We start from the raw sequence: 21,529 nt of genomic DNA on the forward strand, positions 1-21,529 counted from the left end.
CAAGCCAAGATACGTCTAGACGAGATAGTTCGAGACACCGCGCTTCAAGCGCCGGGGGCCGGCGGGGTCAGGAGATAGCCGAGGCCACGGACAGTCTGGATGATGTCGACGTCGAGCTTCTTGCGGATGCGGCCGACGAAGACCTCGATCGTGTTGGAGTCGCGGTCGAAGTCCTGGTCGTAGAGATGCTCGACCAGCTCGGTACGGGACACGACACGCCCCGAATGGTGCATCAAGTAGGCCAGAAGCCGATATTCGTGCGACGTCATCTTGATGGGATTACCCGACACGCTGACCCGGCCGGTCCTGGTGTCGAGCGTGACGGGGCCGCAGGTCAGCTCGCTCTGGGCGTGGCCGGTGGAGCGGCGCAGCAGCGCGCGGATCCGCGCCAGCACCTCCTCCAGGTGGAACGGCTTTGCGACATAGTCGTCGGCACCGGCATCGAAGCCCTGGACCTTGTCGCTCCAGCGGTCGCGCGCGGTGAGGATCAGGACCGGCATGGTGCGGCCGTTGCGCCGCCAGGCCTCCAGCACCGAGATGCCGTCCTTCTTCGGCAGGCCGATGTCGAGCACCACGGCATCGTAGGGCTCGTTGTCACCGAGAAAATGCCCCTCCTCCCCGTCGAAGGCGCGATCGACGACATAGCCGGCGTCGGTCAGCGCCTTGGTAAGCTGGCGATTGAGATCGGGGTCGTCCTCAACGACGAGCAGGCGCACGCTTCTCTCCAGAATTAGGCCGCATGAACACCTGCACAGATGAGCAATTCCGGCGTGAACTGAATATGAACACCGGGGAACCGGCCGCGTTACTTTTTGGTCATATCCGACCAGTTCGCAGTTAACGCACTGCGCCCGCCATGCCACCGGACGAACCGACGGCATGGCGGGCGCAATGTGCCGCGTTACGCGGCGAGTCGGAAGGTGCAAACCGTCCGGTCGATCTGCCGATCAGGTCCGGAAGAACACGAACCAGATGACCGCGAGGATCAGGATCGCGAGCCCGGTTGATATGGCGAGCAGCGCCGCCACCGACGGCCCAGGCTCGCCCTGGCGCGCCTCCGTCGGAGTTTCCACGATCTGACGTTGGTCTCGCGTGGTTGCCATGGTGACCTCAATTTCTGGCCGTCGCATCGGATGGCCGCGACTCCTCGCGGCGAATGTCCAGTGGCAACGCATGATCGGATATGATGTTCCGGTTTTTGCAGCCGGATCGGGCTGCAACCGCGCGCCGGGCGGCCGATTAACGCAGTTGCAAGATTCAGCGATCCGCCTTGCTATGATTCGGTGTTCCCCGATGGTATCTTCGTCTTCTGTCCCCGTTGCGTTTGGAGTAGCCCATGGCCCCCCGCGCCAATTGGAAGGGTTTTCTGCGTTTGTCGCTCGTGACCTGCCCGGTCGCGCTCTATCCGGCCACTTCGGATACCGAGAAAGTCTCGTTCAACCAGATAAACCGCAAGACCGGCCACCGGATCAAGTACCTCAAGGTCGACGCCGAGACCGGTGACCAGGTGACTTCGGAGGACATCGTCAAGGGCTACAAGGTCGACACCGACACCTATATCGAGGTCACCAAGGACGAGCTCGACGACATCGCGCTGGAGTCCACCCACACGATCGAGATCGACGAGTTCGTACCGAAGACCGACATCGACAGCCGCTATCTGATCCGCCCCTACTATCTCGTGCCCGACGGCAAGGTCGGCCACGACGCATTTGCGGTGATCCGCGAGACGATCCGGAGCATGGACAAGGTCGCGATCGGCCGCGTGGTGCTGACCAACCGCGAGCACATCATCGCGCTGGAGCCGCTCGGGAGCGGCCTGATGGGGACGCTGCTGCGCTACCCCTACGAGGTGCGCGGCGAGAAGGACTATTTCGACGACATCCAGGACGTGAAGCTGACCAAGGACATGCTCGACCTTGCAAAGCACATCGTCGAGAAGAAGTCCGGCGCGTTCGAGCCTGAGCTGTTCGAGGACCATTACGAGACCGCACTGATCGACCTCATCAACAAGAAGCGCAGCGGCGCGCCCATCGCAGCAAAGGCCGCGCCCAAGACCAGCGGCAACGTTATCAACCTCATGGACGCGCTGAAGAAGAGCATCGCGAACGAGAAGGACGCAGGCCCCGCGGCGAAGGTGGCCAAGGACGTGACCAAGGACGCCGTCAAGGGCAAGAAGCCGAAGAAGCGCGTCGAAGGCCAGCGTGAGATGCTGCTGCCGATCACCGGCAAGGGCGGCAAGGACACTGCTGCGAAAGCCGCTCCCAAAAAGGCGGACAAGCCGGTGCGCGCGCCGGCCCGGGCGAAGAAGGCCGGCTAGCGGCATCGCACAGCGCCGACGCCGTGATGCTGCCCCTCGTCGATCGGCCGACCTGACATGCCCTGGTCGACCGCGTTCGACGAACCCATCTCGTTACGTGGCGGGCGCAAGCTGCGGACGCTGCAAGAAGCTGCCGATCACATCATGCGACTGCCCGAGGATACGCAGGATGCGAGCCACTGGCAGACCGCGATCGAAACCCTGATCAACGCGGCCGAGACCGGCGGCGGCTGGATGATGTTCGCCCGCATCGCGGTGTTGCGGGCGCTGAATGCGGACGGTCGGCGCGAGTGAGCCGGGCGCCCCGCTCGAGAACAGGCTCAACAATCCGTTAAGTCAAGCCGCGCTTTCAGCGTCTGCCTGCGGCCGGAGGGCACGTAATCCTACGGAAGACAAAATTAACCGACGCTTCCCGCTCAGCGCAGCATCGTCGCCCCTCGATTGAACTCGGGGTTGCAGGCTCGTGAAGCAGCAGGACGCCAGAAAGAATTACATCGGCATCGTCAACGACGCGGCCGAGGAAGAAAGCCTGGCCGGCAGCTCCGCGCGAGCGCAGCCGTCCGTGGTCAGCTATCTGGTCGGACGTCTGGCGATAGTGCTGAAACGCTCCAGCAAGGCCGCACCGGAACGCCAGATCTCGTCCTGAGACGGGATGACGACATCGCCAAATGCGTCCGAATTGGGTGACGAAACCTTAAGTCAATCGATGTCACCATATCAAACGGCAGGTGAGGACCATCCGCCCTGCGTTTTGGCGCGCTCACGAAAACTTAGTGAATCAATTTACCATTCCGAAAACGGCACCGGCCTAGGTTGGACGGATGAACAGGAGTTGACGATGACTTTGCTCAAGTCATTTCTTGCCGACGAAAATGGTGCCACCGCCATCGAGTATTGTCTGATCGCCACCGGCATCGCGTTCGCGATCATCACGGCCGTGAACAACACGGGCAGCGCACTCCTGAGCAGCAAATTCAACTCGATCAGCGCGGCGATGAAGTAGCCGGCATAGCCGGCGCGCCGCAATCGCATCAGCACGAATCCGCGTGCAGCGCGCCGGATGATAGGCTCCTCCTTCCGATGCGGCGGCGACCCCAGTTTGATTTTCGCGAAGTTCGCATTATTGGCGTTGTGTCGCGCGGTTGCGCTGTCGTAGAGCGTAAGCTCAAACTCTAGCGGCCCTATGACATGATTCCTTCCGACAAGCCGACCTCGACAATCTGGGCTCGTCTTGGCTCGGACCGATCGACGCCGATCAGCGTTCTTGCTGTCCTGGCGGCCCTGTCGTTTCTTCCGGTGCTGCTGACCGCTATCCCCGCGATGGTCGACTATCCCAATCATCTCGCCCGGATGTACATTCTGAGCCAGAACGGCACTCCCAATGCCAATCCGTATTACGAAGTGGCCTGGGCATTCTATCCCAACCTTGGAATGGATCTGCTGGTCCCGCAAATGGCGCGGCTGATCAACGTCGAGAACGCCACGCGCCTGTTTCTGCTCCTGAGCCAATTGCTGATCGTCGGAGGCGCGCTTTTGCTCGAATGGGCCCGGAAGGGACGGGTCCATCTCGCCGGCTTTGCGGCGCTCGCTTTCCTTTATTGTCTGCCGTTCAGCTGGGGCTTCGTGAATTTCGAGTTCGGACTGGGCCTCGCTCTTTGCGGCATCGCCGTCTATCTGATGCTCGCGGAGCGCCCATGGCCACTGCGTTTCGTCGTCAACATGGTCTTCGTCGCTGCGCTGTTTGCAGCACATTTCTTCTCCCTCGGCGTCTATGGCGCGACGCTCGGCGTCTACGAGCTCTCGCGCATCCGCCATGGGCGAAGGTCGTACGGGGTCGCCGCCGCGCGGCTCGGCGCGTTGGCCATACCGGCGCTTGCCCTCTTTGGGATCATGCGCATGACCGCGGGATCGATCGGAAGCGAAGGAACGAGCTGGTTCATCGGATTCAAGCCGATCTGGCCGTTGCGCATCATGAACGGTTACAATCTGACAATCGCAGCGGCGACCGGGCTTACGCTGATGGTCTCGCTGTTCTTCGCCGCAAGACGCGGCGTCCTCAAGCTCGAAACAGCCGGGACCTGGCTCGCGATCGGCTTCGCGCTGCTCTACGTCGTCATTCCCTCGAAGCTGTTCGGAACCTCGTTCGTCGACCTGCGCGTCATTCCCGCTGCGGCTCTGATCCTGCCGGCCTTCTGCTCGCTGACGCTGCCCAGCCGGGCGTGGAGAATGGCAGCGCTCGCCGCGATCAGTGGCGTCATACTGATCAATCTCGCCGTCGTGCTCACGGTGTGGCTGCCTTACCGCACCGACTATGCGGCCATCGTCGAGTCGTTCCACAAGATCGATCGCGGCTCGCGCATCCTCGTCGCCAGCACGGACGACAATGGAGACCCGCCCTTCGCCGACCTCACCTCATATCCGATGTACTATGCACCTACGCTGGCCGTGCACTATGCCAACGCGTTCGTGCCCAATCTATTCACGGAAGCGGGCAAGCAGCCCGTGCGGCCACGCGAGGACGTGCGCCGTCTTGCCATTCCCTACGGGGGGCCGGTGCCGCTGGGCGTGCTTACCGCGATTGCGGCAAGCCGGCCGCCGGCAGGCGTTCCGCCGTTCGTCCGCACCTGGCATCAGGACTTCGACTATCTCTATGTCCTCGGGCCGCGAGCCGCAAACCCGCTGCCGGATCTGCTGGAAGCGCTGGACACCTCTGAGCGATTTGTTCTCTACAAGATCCGCCGCAAGTCCTAGACCGCAAGTCCTAGGCCGAAGCCGCGGCTGCCCAGCGTGGTTAATCGGGCATCACCATCTGCACCCGCCTTTTGGAAGCCACCGCGGTGCCCCATATCCTTAATGGTTGTGGCAAGGCGACCTTAACCACCGCCGGCATAGACTTCCGCTCCTGCAACGAGTTGGACTCTCTCGCATGGCGGCCAATTTCCAGTCGATCCGCTACAGCCTCGTCATCCCCGTGTTCAACGAGGAAGCCGTGCTGCCGGTGCTGCTGCGCAGGCTCGACCTCGTCTTGTCCCGGCTCGACGGGCCGGCAGAGGCGATCTTCGTTGACGACGGCAGCAGCGATTCCAGCTCGATCGTGCTACAGGCACTCGCCACGCGCGACCCGCGCTTTCGCTATATCGGCCTGTCGCGAAATTTCGGGCATCAGATCGCCATCACCGCCGGCATGGACGCCGCGCAAGGTGAAGCGATCATCGTCATGGATGCCGATTTGCAGGATCCGCCCGAAGTGATCGAGCAATTGATCGCAAAATGGCAGGAAGGCAACGACATCGTCCACGCCCGCCGCCTGTCGCGCGACGGCGAAAGCCGATTCAAGCGCGCGACCGCGCATCTGTTCTACCGGCTTCTCGGCAGGATGTCCTCGGTCGGCATCCCCGCCGACGTCGGCGACTTCCGCCTGATCGATCGCAAGGTGCTCGACGCGCTTCGGCAGATGCCGGAGCAGGACCGCTTCGTACGCGGCATGATCGCCTGGCTCGGCTTCCGGCAGGCGGAGGTCACCTTCCACCGCCTCGAGCGAGCAGCGGGCGAGACCAAATATCCGCTGTTCAAGATGCTGCGGCTCGCGATGAACGCCGCGCTCGGCTTTTCCGATCTGCCCTTGCGCCTGGCAATCTGGTGCGGATTGACGGTCTCAGGTCTGGCACTGCTCTATGGCGGCTGGGTGATCCTGTTGTGGCTCAGCAACGATAGTCATCTCGTGACCGGCTGGTCCTCGACGATGGTCGTCATGTCCCTGCTGTGTGGAATGAACATGCTGATGACGGGTATCGTGGGGCTTTACGTCGGCCGCATCCATGCCGAGGTGAAACGTCGACCGCTCTACGTGGTGCAGACCCGCGCTGGCTTCGACCGCAACGAGGCGGCAGCCGCACCCGCGATCCACGCCGTCAACGAGTGACACAGCGCATGACCGAGCTCTTCGACGGCTATCACGACAACTACCGTGACGTGGTCCAATCCTCGATCGACTTCTCCGGCTTGCCGCATCATTTCTTCATGCGCGCCAAGGCCGATCTGCTGGGCAACCTGATCGCGCAGCGGCTCGACACGGAGAGGCCCGACATGCTGGACGTCGGCTGCGGCGTAGGCAGCCTTCATCCACTGCTGCACGGCATGGTCGGCCGCTTGAGCGGCATCGACGTCTCGTCGGCCAGCCTGGCGCAGGCGCGCGCTGACAACGGCAGGGTCGACTACCGTGAGTTCGACGGCCGCACCTTTCCTTTCGACGATGCCAGCTTCGATCTGGTCACGGCCGTCTGCGTGATGCACCATCTCGTGCCAACGGAATGGGCGCAATTCATCGCGGAGATGCGGCGCGTGACGCGCCCCGGTGGACTCGTCTGCGTCATCGAGCACAATCCGTACAACCCGCTGACCCGTCTTGCCGTCGCGCGTTGTGAGTTCGACCGGGACGCCGTCTTGCTCGGGGCCGGCACAACCCGAAAATTGATGGCTGCCGGCGGCTTGCGCGAGATCGGTGCGCGCCATTTCCTGCTGCTGCCCTGCGACACCAAGCCGTCGCGGCGTCTCGAAGCGACCCTGAGCGGCGTGCCGCTCGGCGGCCAATACGCCGCCTACGGGACCGCTTGATCTATCTTTGCGGTATATCTCGCCGCTTGTGCACGACCGCCACGTCGTCGCTGTAGACGCGCTGCCATTGGGGCAGCCGGTCCAGCATCGCTATAGCCGGCGTCCCCGGCGCGAGCAACGTCGCGCCGATGCTGTATTCGTCGAGCAATCTGAGAAAGTCGCCGAGATCGACGAGCGCCAGGGCGCGATTGTAGCGGTTGATGAACGCTCCCCCGTACAGTTCACCGCGACCGTCGATAAAGGTGGGAATGCCGGCAAAGATCAAATAGCCACCGAAGGTATAATCGTTGAGCACGTGCCCCGCTGCGGCGAGGTTGGCTTCAGCGATGGCAGCCTGAGGGGTCATGGCCGGAGCCGGCCGTATATCACGGGCCAGCGTCGCCCCGCTCACCGCAATCAACACACCGAGGGCGGCCAGGTTCAGGCGGCGCGACGAGCCGGCCGCATCTTTCCCAATCGGTCCGCCGAACTTTCGCCCCAGCGGAGCCGCCAGATAGAGCGGCGCCAGCATGGCCAGCAGATCCGCATTGCGGATCTGGGCCAGCGCGAAATGCAGCAAGCCGATCACGACCAAGGCCCGGACCACCGGCAGCGTCACGCCGCGCGAGAGCGCGAAGATCCCGGCCAGCAGCAACAGCTCGAAGAAGCCTATATGGCTGAAATCCTGCGGCCGCCATTCCGCGATCCAACCGAGCGCGGGGCCGAGGCCGAGCGTGCTCAGCGGCATCAGCAGCGGTTCCGGCCCGTAGGGGGTCAGGCAGGACGCCGCGACCGCAAGCGCCGTGAACGGCAGCCAACGCAGGAATACGCGTGGCCATTCACTACGCTCCTCGCAGAGCAGCGCCTCGAGCCCTGCAGGGCCGATCAGTCCAAGCGCCAGCACCACACTGCCGTGCAGATTGGCCCACACGACCAGCAGCGGAAGGGCCCAGTACGGCGGAGGCCCTCGACAATCCATGCAGCGTACCAGGGCCGCCGCCCAGGTCACCATCAGCGGCAGCACCAGTACATGTGGCCGCGCCAGCATATGCGGCGCCAAGAGGATGACGGCCACGATCACCATGAGCAGCGTCTGGGTCGGCGAAAGCTCGCGCAGCAGGAAGAAGGTGAACAGGCCAAAGGCGAGCGCTATCGCCGCGGCGCCGACGACGAGGACGCCTGGCCAGCCGGCGAGCGCGTAGGCTGCGGCGTAGATCACCTCCGAGAGCCATTCGAAGGTGATCCAGGGAGCGCCGTGCCTCGAAAAGGAAAATGGGTCGGTCGCTGGCAGCGTGCCATGCGCGATGATCCAGCGCCCGACCTCGATGTGGGAATAGCTGTCGGGATCATTGAGCAGCCGCGGTCCAAGGATCAGCAGCAGGCCATAGACGCCAAGGCTCACCAGCCAGGGAAGCGCCGCACGCGCCGAAAACGGTTGAACCTCGCTGTGGACGACCTGGTCACTCATGGCGAGCGCAAGTTAGGGCGCAAGCGTTAAATTCCTCTTTGACTTGACAGGGCCTGGCTTGGTGCGCGGCGGGCCGGTCACGCTTTGTGAACTATATTCCCGGTAGCGAAATCCGGGCTGCGGCGCTTTGACGACCATGCGGGTCCTGATACGCTTCACACTGTCAATCGACGAACCACGGCGGCTTGAAGGATGCGGATGAGAAGCGTGATGCTCTTGGCTTTCAGCCTCATCTTTGTTGGCGTCTGGTCGCAGGACAGCGCGAGAGGGCAGACTTCGGCCGCGCCGTCGGTTTCGCTTTCTCCGCCCAATGCATCGCCGCCGCATGCGGGCGCCAAAACTTCCAGACCTCCGCCGGCAGCATCCATCAGAGAAGCTTCGCCGCCGGTGATCGGCGGGCTTCCATCGGCGCCGAACCCAGCTGCCGACTACGATGGCTTCAGCGTAGGTATCGGCGACGGCAACGACACCTCGAGCCAGGTAGTCCCGCCTGTGAGGTCACGCAATGCGAAGGGCTCCAGGGCCGATCCGGGTGCGAAAGGCGCCGCTGAGCAATTGATCGATCAAGAAGACGAGTCGCTGAAACGCAAGCTGATGATCTGCCAAAGCTGCAAGTAGCGGTCGTAGTCCGGATGGAGCGCAGCGAAATTCGTCACTGGTCTATCCGGGTGGAACGGCCCCGGATTGCGCTGCGCTCCATCCGGGCTATGGCACTCGCTGCATAGCTGACCCACCGCGACTCTCATCGTCCGCGCTTTACCCTCCCCGGATTTCCTGATCCTCTCTCCCCTAATCGGCCGGAGCAACCGGCCTACGCCAGGGAGAGAGACGCCATGAAGCTCGGCACCGCGATTGCGGAAATCATGAAGCGCGAGGGGATCGGGATCCTCTGCGGCTATCCGGTCAACCATCTGATCGAGCATGCGGCCAAGGCCGATATCCGGCCGGTGATGGTGCGGCAGGAGCGCGTCGGCATCCACATGGCGGATGCGATCTCGCGGGTGACATCGGGACGCTCGATCGGCGCGTTCTGCATGCAGCATGGCCCCGGTGCGGAGAATGCGATGGGCGGCGTTGCGCAATGCTACGGCGAATCCGTTCCCGTACTGGTGCTGCCAATGGGCTATCAGCGCAGGCTTGCGCATATCGAGCCGAACTTCAATTCCAGCGAGGCGATGAAGGCGTTTTCGAAATCGTCGGAGCCGATCATCCTGGCCGCGGAAGTCGCCAACATTTTTCGCCGCGCCTTTACCAAGCTGAAGAACGGCCGCGGCGGCCCTGTGATCGTCGAGATCCCTGCGGACATGTGGAACGAGGAGGTGCCGGAGCCGCTGAACTACACGCCTGTGCTGCGCACCCGCTACGGCGCGGATCCCATTCATATGAAGGAGGCGGCCGACCTGCTCGTCAACGCCAAGCGCGCGGCGATCTATGCCGGCCAGGGCGTGCATTACGCCCAGGCGTGGCCACAACTGAAGCGGCTGGCCGAACGGCTCGCCATTCCCGTCACGACCAGCCTTGGGGGCAAATCGTCCTTCCCGGAAACGCATCCGCTCTCGCTCGGCTCCGGCGGCCTTGCGGTGCCGCGCGCCGTGCCGAAGTTTCTGGCTGAGGCCGACCTCATTTTCGGCATCGGCTGCTCCTTCACTGAAACAAGCTTCGGCATCGCGATGCCCAAAGACAAAACCATCATCCACTCCACACTCGATCCGAACCATCTCAACAAGGACGTGGAAGCCAGGATTGGCCTCGTCGGCGATGCCGGGCTTGTGCTCGACGCGCTGCTGGAGGAGATCGGCAAGACCGTCAGCGCGGATCGCGACGCGTCGGCGGTGGCAGCCGAGATCGCGGCTTCGCACAAGGAGTGGCTGGCGAAATGGATGCCGAAGCTCACCAGCAATGATGCGCCCTTGAGCCCCTATCGCGTGCTGTGGGACCTGCAACATACCGTCGACATCCGCAACACCATCATCACCCACGATGCCGGCAGCCCCCGCGACCAGCTTTCGCCGTTCTGGAAGTCGGTCGAGCCCCTCACCTATCTTGGCTGGGGCAAGACGACGCAACTCGGCTACGGCCTTGGGCTGGCCATGGGCGCAAAGCTCGCAAAGCCTGACAAGCTCTGCATCAATGTCTGGGGCGACGCCGCGATCGGCTTCACCGGCATGGATTTCGAGACCGCGGTGCGCGAGCGCATCCCGATCATGTCGATCCTGCTGAACAATTTTTCAATGGCGATCGAATTGAAGGTGATGCCGGTCTCGACCGAGAAATATCGCTCGACCGACATTTCCGGAGACTACGCCGCGATGGCGCGCGCCTTCGGCGGCTATGGAGAGCGGGTGACGAGACCTGAGGACATCACCCCCGCGATCAGGCGCGGCATCCAGAAGACGCAGGAAGGCGTTCCCGTGCTGCTGGAGTTCATCACCAGCAAGGAGACCGAGGTGTCGCGGCCGGGCACGTGAAGCGGGCCGGATTCCGGCAGCAAAACTCGCTGTCGCGGAGGCTGGCTCCGGCCGCAGGAGATGTGATAATCCGCCTCGGTGCCGCGCTTGTCGCGGCATCAAGCCGGATTGCGAATGACCGCCCCTTCCAACGACATCGCGGAATTTAAACGCCTGTTGCAGGCGGCCACAGCCGAGAACGCGCAGCTTCGCAGCGAGCTCGCGATTGCGCGCGATCGTCAGAACGCCAGCGCCGGGATTCTGCGCACCATCGCGGCCTCTCCGTCCGATGCCCGGCCGGTCTTCGAGGCGATCGCGTCCAGCTCCCGGCGCTTGCTCGGCGGCTTCTCCGCCACCGTGCTTCAGTTCATCGAGGACGAGCTCCACCTCGTGGCGTTTACACCAACGAGCCCCGAGGCGGACGAAGGGCTCAAGGCGTCGTTCCCGCGCAAGATTGCCGACTTTCCGACCTTTGCGCTGGTGCGTGGCGGCGAGACGATCCAGTTTCCCGATAGCGAAGCCGCGGAGGTCCCGGAGCTGAATCGGAACCTTGCGCGGCTGCGCGGCTTCCGCAGCGTGCTGTTCATGCCCCTGATGAATCGGGCGACGCCAGTCGGCATGATCAGCGTCACGCGCGCCGAGCCCGGCGCGTTCGCAGCCGACCACGTCCAGCTGCTCCAGACCTTCGCCGATCAGGCAGTGATCGCGATCGAGAATGCGCGCCTGTTCAACGAGACACGCGAGACGCTGGAGCGTCAGACCGCCACCGCCGACATTCTGAAAGTGATGGCCGCCTCGCCGTCCGACGTACAGCCGGTGTTCGACGCCATCGCGGCCAATGCCAACCGGCTGATCGGCGGCTTCTCCACCGCGGTGCTGCGCTACATTGGGGGCGCGGCGCACCTTGCGGCGTTCACGCCGACCGATCCGGCCGGCGATCGCGTGCTGCAGGCCTCGTTCCCGGTGCCATTCGCGCAGTTCCCGCCCTACCGGCTCGTGGCCAATGGTGTGGCGGCGCAATTGCCCGACACCGAAGTCGAACCCGCAGCCCGCGACATCGCGCGCGCCCGGGGCTACCGCAGCATGCTGTTCGCGCCCTTGATGAGCGACGGCGCGGCGATCGGCGTCATCATCGCCACGCGGCGCGCGACCGGCGCGTTCGGCGAGCATCACGTGCGGCTATTGCAGACCTTCGCTGACCAGGCGGTGATTGCGATCAAGAATGTCAGCCTGTTCAACACCACGAGGGAAGCGCTGGAACGGCAGACCGCGACCGCCGACATCCTCAAGGTGATCGCGGCCTCGCCCGCGGATGTGACGCCGGTGTTCCAGGCGATCTCCGACAGCGCCAAGTCCCTGGTCGGCGGACATTCCTCCACCGTCACGCGCGTCATCGACGACCTGCTGCACCTGGCCGCCTTCAGCACCGACAACGAAGCCGGCAATGAAGAGCTGCTCAATTCGTTCCCGGTGCCGCTGTCGGCATCCGGCATTCACAGCCGGGTGGCAAGAAGCGGAGAGTTCGCATTCCGCAGCGACATGCAGAACGAGCCCGACCTCACGGACGCCATGAGAGAGCTGGCGCGGACGCGAGGCTATCGCAGCATCCTCGTGATCCCGATGCTACGCGACGGCGTCGCGATCGGCACCATCGGCGTGACGCGGCCGGAGGCCGGTCCTTTCCCGGACAAGGCGATCGCCCTGCTCAAGACCTTTGCAGACCAGGCCGTGATCGCCATCGAGAACACGCGCCTGTTCAACGAGGTGCAGGACCGCACCCGGGACCTCGCCAAATCGCTCGACGATTTGCGCGCTGCCCAGGACCGGCTGGTCCAGACCGAGAAGCTGGCTTCGCTCGGCCAGCTCACCGCCGGCATCGCGCACGAGATCAAGAACCCGCTCAACTTCGTCAACAACTTTGCATCGCTCTCCGCCGAGCTGACGGACGAGCTGAACGCGGCGCTCGCGCCTGTCCCGCTCGCGGACGACGTTCGTAGCGAGGTCGACGAGCTGACCGGACTGTTGAAGGACAATCTCGCGAAGATCGTGCAGCATGGCAGGCGCGCCGACTCCATCGTCAAGAACATGCTGCTGCATTCCCGCGAGGGCGGCGGCGAGCATCGGCTGAGCGACATCAACGCACTGGTCGAGGAGAGCCTCAACCTCGCCTATCACGGCGCCCGCGCCGAGAAGCCACAGTTCGACGTGACGCTGAAGCGCGAGCTCGATCCGGCGGCCGGACAAGCGGAAGTGTTTCCGCAGGAGATCACCCGGGTGCTGCTGAACCTAATCTCGAATGGCTTCCACGCGGTCGCCAAGCGCAAGTCGGATGACGGCGCCGCCGATTACGAGCCGGTAGTGATCGCCGCGACACGCGACCGGGGCGACAGTATCGAGATCCGCATCCGCGACAATGGCACCGGCATTCCGCACGAGGTGAAGGAAAAGATGTTCGATCCGTTCTTCACCACCAAGCCGGCCGGCGAAGGCACCGGCCTCGGATTGTCGATGAGCCACGATATCGTGGTGAAGCAGCACGGCGGCACAATCGACGTCGCGACGGAGCCCGGCGCGTTCACCGAGTTCACGATTCGATTGCCGCGAAGCAGCAGCTTTCCGGACGGACGCCGCGGCTAGCGGTTCTTATTCCGCCATCTCGACGGGTTGCGTCGTGGACGGACCGGCCAGCGGCCGCTCCTCCATCATGATCAGGCAGAGCGCGGCGCCAGCCATCAGCGCGGTGGCGGCGCCGAAGACGTAGCGGAACGCATGCCGCATGTCGTCCGCGGGGATCGCATTGACGGCGCCGTGATGCTCGCCGGCGAGCGGAACGTCGGCACCGAGCGCGATGAGCAGGATGGCCGCGAACGCCGCAACCGTGAACGAGGACATAAGCGAGCGGAAGAAGTTCAACGCGCCCGTGATGGTGCCGACCTGCGGACGGGCGACCGAATTCTGCACCGAGACGACGCAGACCGGAAAGGTGGTGCCGAGGCCAAGCGCAAACGCAGCCATCAGCGTCAGCAGCGCCCAGAGCGGCAACGTCGTCAACGTGAGGCCGAGGCCGCACAGCGCTGCCCAGGACGTTCCTACGATGGCGACCCGCTTGTAGTGCTTGGCCCGCGCCATGGTGCGACCAGCGATGGCCGCGCCGCAGGTCGAGACCGCCGCGAGCGGAATCAGCGCGAGGCCCGCTTCGCTGGCGCTGAGGTGATAGACCGCCTCGTAATAGAGCGGCAGCTGCACCGTGAGGCCCGTGATCGCACCGAGCGCGCAACCGCCGGCCGTCAGCCCGAACGGCACAACCGATCCTCCGAGCAGCGGCAGCGGCAGGAACGGCTCTTCCGCCCGGCGCGCGTGCCACACGAAGGTGACCGCGAGCGCTACAGCGCCGCCCACCATCGCAAGCACGGTGGGCGAGAGCCACGGGAAGCGCGTGCCCCCCCAGGTCAGCACCAGCATGAAGACGACGGCAGAGGCCATCAGCAGCACGCCGCCGATCCAGTCGACCTTGCGCTTGCGGTGGAACACCGGAATCTTCTTCATCCTGGGCAGCAGCAACGCGATCGCCGCCGCCGCGAGCGGCACATTGATCCAGAAGATCATCGACCAGTGCAGATGCTCGGCGAACACGCCGCCGATGACCGGGCCGAGAATGCCGCCGACCATCCAGACGCTGGAGAAATAGGCTTGATACTGGCCGCGCTCGCGTGGGCTCACGACGTCGGAGATCACGGTCTGCACCACCGGCATGATGCCGCCGCCACCCAGTCCCTGGAGACCGCGTGCAAGAATCAGCATCGGCAGGTTCGGAGCGATCGCGCACAGCACCGAGCCCGCGACGAACAGGCTGAGCGAGATGATGATCATCACACGGCGCCCGTAGATGTCGCTGAGCGTGCCGAAAACCGGCGCGACCGCGGTCGAGGCGAGCAGATAGGCGGTGATGACCCAGGAGAGATTGGAGACGTCGTGGAACTGGCGTCCGATGGTCGGCAGCGCGGTGGCGACGATGGTCTGGTCCAGTGCGGCCAGGAACATCGTCAACATCAGGCTGATGACGATGGTGCGGACCTCGTCCTGCGACAGCGGCGCCGGCGGCGCGAGCGAAGGAGCGTCATCGACGCTCAAGACCTCGCTCGGAAGGCGCGACAATTCCTCGGCGATGTCGTCGGGCAATGTCTGGGTGTCGGCAGAACTGCTCTGCCGCTCGAACTTGTTCATCTCGACCGGAAGCCATGAGGCGGCGCAACACCGCGAAGGATTCGTTCTATGCAGTCAATGTAGACAGCAAAGTTCTTCTCAGGCAGGCACCGCGGCGCATGGGAGCATCCCACCCCACGGCCATCGCGAGGACGTGATCTACCTGGTGCGGCGGATCAGTCCTTCGGACGTCGCTTCAGGCGCGCCCGTTTTGGCAGCTGCGCCGGCCACTGCACGATGTGGTTCTCGAGCTCATCGTCCGGAATCTCGACCTCGCTGCCTTCGACCCGTCCGCGTACGGAGACGCCCGCGTCATGCACGGTGTCGGGATCGCCTGACACCAGGGGATGCCACCAATAGAGGTCGCGGCCTTCCGCAACAAGCTTGTAGCCGCAGCTCGGCGGCAGCCAGTTCAGGGTGCGGACATTGGCCGGGGTCAGGCGGACGCAGTCCGGAACCTTGTCGGAACGATTCGCGTAGTCCTTGCAGCCGCAGGTCACCCCATCGAGCAGCTTGCAGCCGACATGGGTGAAATAGATGTCGCCGGTGCCATCTTCCTCGAGCTTGTTCAGGCAGCAGCGGCCGCAGCCGTCGCACAGGCTCTCCCATTCGGGCCCCGACATCTCTTCCAACGTCTTGGTTTTCCAGAAGAATCCTTCCTGGCCTGAAGGTCGTTTGGGAGCTGCGGTCATGCGCCTCAACAAAAGTTCGAAAGAGCTACGGTTGGTGCCATCTAGGGCGTGCGGCCGTGGGGCTGCAAGCAACGCCCGCGTGAGGCCCGTAATGAACCGGGGTCAATTAGGCCTGTTGTTCAAAATCGCAAGCGTGACCATTGGTTTATAGGCCCTGCTCGGCTAGAAGGAACAGCGAGTCCCCACCGTCGCTGGCCGGGCGCCTTGGGTTTGCCGCAACACTCCCGCAAGACGTCTCGATGCCGCCCCCGGCCGGGTGCTTGAACGCTTTCGAACCAAGCCGCAAGGGTTCTAGGTGCGCCAGATCATACCACCGCATTGGAAGGCCCGGATCCGGAATTTCTTCCTGGACCTCGATGCGCGCATCGACTCCTCGCTGTTCTCCTCGGCCAAGGGCATCCGCGAGCTCTACGAGCGCTACTCGACCTTCATGGACCGCTTCTATGTCGGGCGTTGGAAGCGCTGGGTGTTCATCGAGCCGCTGTCGGAGGCCGCGACGCTGGGCCTCGGCGGCCTGGTTGTGATGCTGACCCTGGCCATCCCCGCCTTCCGCGAGACCGCGGACGAGGACTGGCTGAAGAAGTCCGACCTCGCGGTGACCTTCCTCGACCGCTACGGCAACCCGATCGGCAGCCGCGGCATCAAGCACAACGATTCGATCCCGTTGGAAGATTTTCCGGACGTGCTGATCAAGGCGACGCTCGCGACCGAGGACCGCCGCTTCTACGAGCATTTCGGCATCGACATCGCCGGCACCGCGCGCGCGCTCGTCACCAACGCCCAGGCCGGCGGCGTCCGCCAGGGCGGCTCTTCGATCACCCAGCAGCTCGCCAAGAACCTGTTCCTGAGCAACGAGCGCACCATCGAGCGCAAGGTCAACGAAGCCTTCCTCGCGGTCTGGCTGGAATGGCGCCTGACCAAGAACGAGATCCTCAAACTGTATCTCGACCGCGCCTATATGGGCGGCGGCACCTTCGGCGTCGACGGCGCCGCGCATTTCTACTTCAACAAGTCGGCACGTGACGTGACGCTCGCCGAAGCCGCGATGCTCGCCGGCCTGTTCAAGGCGCCGACCAAATACGCGCCCCACATCAACCTGCCCGCCGCCCGCGCCCGCGCCAATGTCGTTCTCGACAATCTCGTCGACGCCGGCTTCATGACCGAGGGCCAGGTGTTCGGCGCCCGCCGCAACCCCGCCTTCGCGGTCGACCGCCGCTACGAGGCGTCGCCGAATTATTATCTCGACTACGCCTTCGACGAGATGCGCAAGCTGGTCGACACCTTCCCGAAATCCTACACTGAGCGCGTCTTCGTGGTCCGGCTCGCGATCGACACCAACGTGCAGAAGGCGGCGGAGGACGCGGTCGAGAACCAGCTGCGCCAGTTCGGCCGCGACTATCACGCGACGCAGGCCGCGACCGTCGTCTCCGATCTCGACGGCGGCATCCGCGCCATGGTCGGCGGCCGCGACTACGGCGCCAGCCAGTTCAACCGCGCCACCGACGCCTATCGCCAGCCGGGCTCGTCGTTCAAGCCTTACGTCTACACCACCGCGCTCCTCAACGGCTTCACGCCGAATTCGATCGTGGTCGACGGCCCGGTCTGCATCGGCAATTGGTGCCCGCAGAACTATGGCCATTCCTATTCCGGCGCGGTGACACTGACGCAGGCGATCACGCGCTCGATCAACGTTGTACCCGTCAAGCTGTCGATCGCGATCGGCCAGAAGGAGCAGCCGAAGGCGCCGAACCCGGCCAAGATCGGCCGCGCCAAGATCGTCGAGGTCGCGCGCCGCTTCGGCCTCAAGGCACCGCTGCCCGACACGCCGTCGCTGCCGATCGGCTCGGACGAAGTCACCGTGCTCGAGCACGCGGTGGCGTACGCGACTTTCCCCAACCGCGGCAAGGCAGTGACGCCGCATTCCGTGCTGGAAGTGCGCACCGGCGCGGGCGATCCGGTCTGGCGCTGGGACCGCGACGGGCCGAAGCCGCGCCAGGCGATTCCCGCCTCCGTAGCCGCCGACATGGCCGGCATGATGAGCCACGTCGTCAGCGAAGGCACCGCGCGCCGCGCAGCCCTCGACGGCATTCCGACCGCGGGCAAGACCGGCACGACGAATGCGTATCGCGACGCCTGGTTCGTCGGCTACACCGGCAATTTCACCTGCGCGGTCTGGTACGGCAATGACGACTATTCGCCGACCAACCGCATGACCGGCGGCTCGCTGCCGGCGCAGACCTGGCACGACATCATGCTCGCGGCGCATCAGGGCGTCGAGGTCCGGGAGATCGCCGGTATCGGCATGGGCCAGAAGCTGCCGCCCGAGCGGATCACCAACGCACAGGCCAATGCGGCGCCGAAGGTGCTGGAGACCAAGCCCGGTCCGCCGCCCGTATTGACCAAGCGCGGCGCCGACGTTTTGGTGCGCGTCGAGAAGCTGCTGGATGACGCGGCCAGGACCGCGGCCAAAGCGGCCGCCACCGACCCCAAGCAAGCCAAACCGGCATCGTCCACGAGCGCGCTCGCCTTCCCGCAGAACTATGCGGAAGAGAATGCGAACGCATCCGCCCCGCGCAAGAACTGACCGAACAAGTGCGGCTGATCCTGATCACATTGACGGCCCTTCTGCTCGCAACCGTGGTGGGCGTCGGCGCGACCTGGATGACGACGACGCGCGGCACCGAGATCGGCGCGCTGACCATCGGCCCCTGGACCGCGCGTCCGCGCACCGGCACCGCCGACGTCGATCCCTATTCGCGCGCCACCATCGTGCGCAACGGCGAGCTGCCTATCGGCACCGGCGACGGCGTCGCCTTCACCGCCACCGCCGACGACAAGAAGAAGGTGCTCGACGGCCGCTGCGACGTCGTGGTCTCCGGCGTGACACCGCCGGCACGGTTCTGGACGCTGACGCTCTATGACCGCAAGGGTCATCTCGTTCCCAATTCGCTGCAGCGCTACGGCTTCACCAGCCAGGAGATCGTGCGGCAGTCCGACGGCTCGTTCGAGATCCGCATCGCCTCGCGCTCGCGCGCCGGCAACTGGCTGCCGACTGGCGGCATCGAACGCTACACGCTGATGCTGCGGCTCTACGACACCCCGGTCGGCGTTGCCACGCGCACCCAGCGCGACGCGCCGATGCCCACGATCACGACGGCGGGCTGCTCATGATCCGGCTGTTGTTCACCATCGTTGCCGGCGTGGTGCTGGGCCTCGTGGTCCATCTCGTCAGCGTGCTGGCGTTGCCGCGGATCGCGACCCAGGACGCCTATTCGCGGCTGACGCCGATGACGAAACTCAACGCCGTCACGCAGCTTCCGCTCGCCGATCCGCAGACCTCGCCGATGCCGTTCATGGACCCGGCCTTTGCGCTCGCGATCTGCCGCTACGATCTGTCGAACGGGCCGATCAAGCTGACGGTCCCCGTCAGCCAGGCCTACACGTCGGTGTCGTTCTACACCCGCAACGAGATCGCCTACTACGCCATCAACGACCGCTCGGCCGGCAAGAAGGTGATCGAGCTCGACCTGATGACCGAGCCGCAGCACAACGAGCTGCCCGAAGACGAAGAGATCACCGCCGCCGACCGCCTGATCATCGATTCCCCCAGCACCACCGGCCTGATCGTGATGAAGGCGCTCGCCCCCGAGCCCGGCCTGATGCCGCAAGCGCAGTCAACCCTCGCTGCCGCGAGCTGCGGACCGCAGACCGAGCCGCCGGCCAAGGCGGAAGCACCGCGCGGACGGCGCTGAGGTGCGGCTTCGGCGGCGCAAAAACAAAAAAACGAAAAACAACCCCATGCACAGTAGCGGGGGTATTGAAATCATTAGCCATTTTGATTGCACCAACTAGGCGTTTGCCGAACCGATACATCCCTGCCCGTCGTGCTGTTCAGCTTTGACACGTCGGGCAAAACACTGGCAGAATGGCATCATCGAAAGTTCACCCGCGCGGAGCAATCCGCCGCGGGTTTTTTCATGCCGGAGCGCAGGTGCCATGATCGAGAAACACTATTGTCCCCCGTGCGGGCGGGACTAGCGACGCTGATGTCCCGAGCACCGGTCTGTTACTTCAAGATCCGTGCTGATTCCAAATCCTCAATTCCGCTCGGTTTGGCGTCAACTGTTCCCGATCACGGACGGCCGGTCACCAAGTGCTAAACGCGGAGATTGAGCAATGCCAAAGCATGACGAAACATCGAAGCAGCGGGAGAAGCGGGAACTCGACGAGGAATTGGACCGGCAATTGCAGCAAACCTTTCCGGCCAGCGATCCGCTGAAGATCACGCGGGGCTCAACCAAACCACAAGCAGCAAAGCCGGCTGCGCGCGACAGCGAACGACGGCGCCGCTAGTCTATCGATCAGCCGACAGAGCGGGAGCCGTGGTCTCGCGGAAAGAAGGGTTCGCCGGCGAGCGATGAGCCGCGGTACGCGTCACGCCTTCGGGTCGGTGCCGATCAGCGGATTTGACATTGTGCGTTCAGAGCCGGCGGGAGGAACAACGAGAACGTCCACACTCAACGAACGCAGGACTTCTTCCGTTACGCTCCCGATCAAGGCCCGAACCAATCCAGATCGCCCGTGCGTCCCCATCACCAGCATGTCAGGCTGCCTCTCCGAAACAGCACGGGTGATGACCTGCATGGGCCCGCCCTCGCCGACCTGGAGAGACCATCGTTGCGTGCCGAGCTTGTTCGCCACCAGAAACTTCGTCAGCTCCTCCGTTGCCTTCAGACGCTCGCTATCGACATATCCGCTGATGACGGCCGCGCTCGCACCGGAGCGGACCAATCGCGCTTTCGTCATCGGCGAGAAGGCGTGAAGGATCGTTGTTGCGCCCTGTGTCAAGAGTCCGGTGGACAGCCCCACGCGGATTGCATCGGCGGATGTATCCGACATATCGACCGGCACCAGAGCGCGTTCATAGCGCCGCTGCGCCTCGTTGTTCACCATCAGAACCGGATACCTTCCTCCGCGAATTACACGCTCGATTGTGGTGCCTGTGAAGATGTCGCGCAGAAACTGCTTACGATGGGCTCCCATTACAACGAGATCCGCGTCGGCTGCTGCAGCCGCTCGCAATATCCCGTCAAAGGGATGGCCCTTGACCACGATCGGGTAGCACTGAACGTTTTGCAGCTCCGGCATGGATGCGATCTGCTCAACCAGCACCCGCTGTGCCTCACGCTCTTCGATGCGGATCAGCTCGGCTGGCTGATCCTCGTCGACGACATGAACAAGGTGCAGAGTTGCATCAGGGGAGCGCGCCAGGAGGCCGGCCTGCCGCAAAGCGCGATTGGACCGCGTCGAGAAATCTGTCGCAGCGACGATATTCATGTCAGAATCCTTACAATTGCGAACGGCCGCCGGCCCGATGGCCTGCCAAGCTCGACCAGCGCGGCAATTCGGTTGCCTTGCGGAGGGCCTATGACGCTGTTGCCTGCCAGCTTCGTTCGTCCGGTTTGGCCTGGACCGACGATCTGGAGCCGAGAAGCAACCAAGCATCGCGCCCCGCGAACATGCGGCGCACGATATCTTTCTCGCTCATAAGCAACTGTTGTACGCGGTGACGGAGGTGAACCTCCCAACGTCACCTTTTAGGATCGTGAGGAATTGGCGCTCGGCGGCGAGCGAATGCCTCGCGGAAGCCATCGGGATCTGAAATCCAGATGAACATGACCCATGAGGTCAGGACGAGCAGCGCGAAGAACACCGACATGAGAAACTCCCGGCTTTGGTTGCAGAAATGTTGAGGTACCATCCCGGACGATCTGAATCGTCCGGGTTACCGGCGGATCTGCAGCTG

21 protein-coding genes are annotated in these 21,529 nt (G+C 64.0%); 14 read left to right on the forward strand and 7 right to left on the reverse strand.

Annotated elements, in window-relative coordinates:
* Positions 1-44 precede the first annotated feature (44 nt).
* Positions 45-716, reverse strand: coding sequence for a response regulator transcription factor (locus IVB07_RS25565; protein ID WP_018458554.1), 672 nt, complete (start codon positions 714-716; stop codon positions 45-47).
* Positions 717-947: 231 nt separating this feature from the next.
* On the reverse strand, positions 948-1,103 hold the full coding sequence (locus IVB07_RS25570) for a hypothetical protein (protein WP_007593402.1): 156 nt from the start codon (positions 1,101-1,103) through the stop codon (positions 948-950).
* Positions 1,104-1,336: 233 nt separating this feature from the next.
* On the opposite strand from IVB07_RS25570, the gene IVB07_RS25575 reads away from it, so the two are divergent.
* From IVB07_RS25575 to IVB07_RS25605, 7 genes are all read left to right on the forward strand, one after another.
* The gene (locus IVB07_RS25575; protein WP_247766735.1) at positions 1,337-2,320 is read left to right on the forward strand and encodes a Ku protein; all 984 of its coding nucleotides are present in this window, start codon (positions 1,337-1,339) and stop codon (positions 2,318-2,320) included.
* Between the two features lie 57 nt (positions 2,321-2,377).
* Positions 2,378-2,614, forward strand: coding sequence for a hypothetical protein (locus tag IVB07_RS25580; RefSeq protein ID WP_018458551.1), 237 nt, complete (start codon positions 2,378-2,380; stop codon positions 2,612-2,614).
* A 169-nt stretch (positions 2,615-2,783) separates the two neighbouring features.
* Entirely contained in the window at positions 2,784-2,966 is a 183-nt protein-coding gene (locus IVB07_RS25585) for a hypothetical protein (protein ID WP_018458550.1), read from the forward strand.
* A gap of 192 nt (positions 2,967-3,158) precedes the next feature.
* Complete coding sequence (locus IVB07_RS25590; RefSeq protein WP_018458549.1) at positions 3,159-3,323, forward strand: Flp family type IVb pilin; 165 nt, start codon at positions 3,159-3,161, stop codon at positions 3,321-3,323.
* Between the two features lie 185 nt (positions 3,324-3,508).
* A complete protein-coding gene (locus IVB07_RS25595) occupies positions 3,509-5,071 on the forward strand; it encodes a hypothetical protein (RefSeq protein ID WP_018458548.1) in 1,563 nt (520 codons plus the stop codon).
* Between the two features lie 175 nt (positions 5,072-5,246).
* Positions 5,247-6,242 (forward strand): glycosyltransferase family 2 protein, encoded by a 996-nt coding sequence (locus IVB07_RS40730; protein ID WP_018458547.1) that lies wholly within the window; start codon positions 5,247-5,249, stop codon positions 6,240-6,242.
* Between the two features lie 8 nt (positions 6,243-6,250).
* Positions 6,251-6,934 (forward strand): class I SAM-dependent methyltransferase, encoded by a 684-nt coding sequence (locus IVB07_RS25605; RefSeq protein WP_018458546.1) that lies wholly within the window; start codon positions 6,251-6,253, stop codon positions 6,932-6,934.
* Position 6,935: 1 nt separating this feature from the next.
* Here IVB07_RS25605 and IVB07_RS25610 read toward each other — a convergent pair whose 3' ends face one another.
* Positions 6,936-8,315 (reverse strand): hypothetical protein, encoded by a 1,380-nt coding sequence (locus IVB07_RS25610; protein ID WP_247766739.1) that lies wholly within the window; start codon positions 8,313-8,315, stop codon positions 6,936-6,938.
* Between the two features lie 264 nt (positions 8,316-8,579).
* Here IVB07_RS25610 and IVB07_RS25615 point away from each other — a divergent pair, with 264 nt between their 5' ends.
* The 3 genes from IVB07_RS25615 (at position 8,580) to IVB07_RS25625 (ending at position 13,465) form a co-directional block, all read left to right on the forward strand.
* Positions 8,580-8,999 carry a hypothetical protein gene (locus IVB07_RS25615; RefSeq protein ID WP_026233607.1) on the forward strand — a complete coding sequence of 140 codons (420 nt, stop codon included), beginning with the start codon at positions 8,580-8,582 and terminating at the stop codon, positions 8,997-8,999.
* Positions 9,000-9,214: 215 nt separating this feature from the next.
* Positions 9,215-10,849 carry a thiamine pyrophosphate-requiring protein gene (locus IVB07_RS25620; protein ID WP_018458542.1) on the forward strand — a complete coding sequence of 545 codons (1,635 nt, stop codon included), beginning with the start codon at positions 9,215-9,217 and terminating at the stop codon, positions 10,847-10,849.
* A gap of 114 nt (positions 10,850-10,963) precedes the next feature.
* Complete coding sequence (locus tag IVB07_RS25625) at positions 10,964-13,465, forward strand: GAF domain-containing protein (RefSeq protein ID WP_018458541.1); 2,502 nt, start codon at positions 10,964-10,966, stop codon at positions 13,463-13,465.
* Between the two features lie 6 nt (positions 13,466-13,471).
* Here the strand turns inward: IVB07_RS25625 and IVB07_RS25630 are convergent, their stop codons facing one another.
* Both IVB07_RS25630 and IVB07_RS25635 read right to left on the reverse strand, forming a co-directional pair.
* Positions 13,472-15,052, reverse strand: a complete 1,581-nt coding sequence (locus IVB07_RS25630; protein ID WP_018458540.1) for an MDR family MFS transporter — start codon at positions 15,050-15,052, stop codon at positions 13,472-13,474.
* 155 nt (positions 15,053-15,207) lie between these two features.
* The gene (locus IVB07_RS25635; RefSeq protein WP_026233606.1) at positions 15,208-15,723 is read right to left on the reverse strand and encodes a YcgN family cysteine cluster protein; all 516 of its coding nucleotides are present in this window, start codon (positions 15,721-15,723) and stop codon (positions 15,208-15,210) included.
* Positions 15,724-16,018: 295 nt separating this feature from the next.
* Here IVB07_RS25635 and IVB07_RS25640 point away from each other — a divergent pair, with 295 nt between their 5' ends.
* The 4 genes from IVB07_RS25640 to IVB07_RS25655 all read left to right on the forward strand — a co-directional run bounded on the left by IVB07_RS25640 (position 16,019) and on the right by IVB07_RS25655 (position 20,076).
* Complete coding sequence (locus IVB07_RS25640; protein ID WP_085352296.1) at positions 16,019-18,307, forward strand: PBP1A family penicillin-binding protein; 2,289 nt, start codon at positions 16,019-16,021, stop codon at positions 18,305-18,307.
* Positions 18,308-18,315: 8 nt separating this feature from the next.
* Positions 18,316-18,894 (forward strand): DUF1214 domain-containing protein, encoded by a 579-nt coding sequence (locus IVB07_RS25645; RefSeq protein ID WP_018458537.1) that lies wholly within the window; start codon positions 18,316-18,318, stop codon positions 18,892-18,894.
* Complete coding sequence (locus IVB07_RS25650) at positions 18,891-19,475, forward strand: DUF1254 domain-containing protein (RefSeq protein ID WP_018458536.1); 585 nt, start codon at positions 18,891-18,893, stop codon at positions 19,473-19,475. The genes IVB07_RS25645 and IVB07_RS25650 overlap by 4 nt, the downstream gene beginning before the upstream one ends.
* Positions 19,476-19,899: 424 nt before the next feature.
* On the forward strand, positions 19,900-20,076 hold the full coding sequence (locus tag IVB07_RS25655; protein WP_018458535.1) for a hypothetical protein: 177 nt from the start codon (positions 19,900-19,902) through the stop codon (positions 20,074-20,076).
* An 81-nt stretch (positions 20,077-20,157) separates the two neighbouring features.
* Here IVB07_RS25655 and IVB07_RS25660 read toward each other — a convergent pair whose 3' ends face one another.
* Both IVB07_RS25660 and IVB07_RS40455 read right to left on the reverse strand, forming a co-directional pair.
* Positions 20,158-21,060, reverse strand: coding sequence for a universal stress protein (locus tag IVB07_RS25660; RefSeq protein WP_018458534.1), 903 nt, complete (start codon positions 21,058-21,060; stop codon positions 20,158-20,160).
* A gap of 253 nt (positions 21,061-21,313) precedes the next feature.
* Entirely contained in the window at positions 21,314-21,442 is a 129-nt protein-coding gene (locus tag IVB07_RS40455; RefSeq protein WP_018458533.1) for a hypothetical protein, read from the reverse strand.
* Positions 21,443-21,529: the final 87 nt, after the last annotated feature.

It is taken from the genome of Bradyrhizobium sp. 172, from assembly GCF_023101065.1.
In the GTDB taxonomy this organism is placed as follows: domain Bacteria; phylum Pseudomonadota; class Alphaproteobacteria; order Rhizobiales; family Xanthobacteraceae; genus Bradyrhizobium; species Bradyrhizobium canariense_D.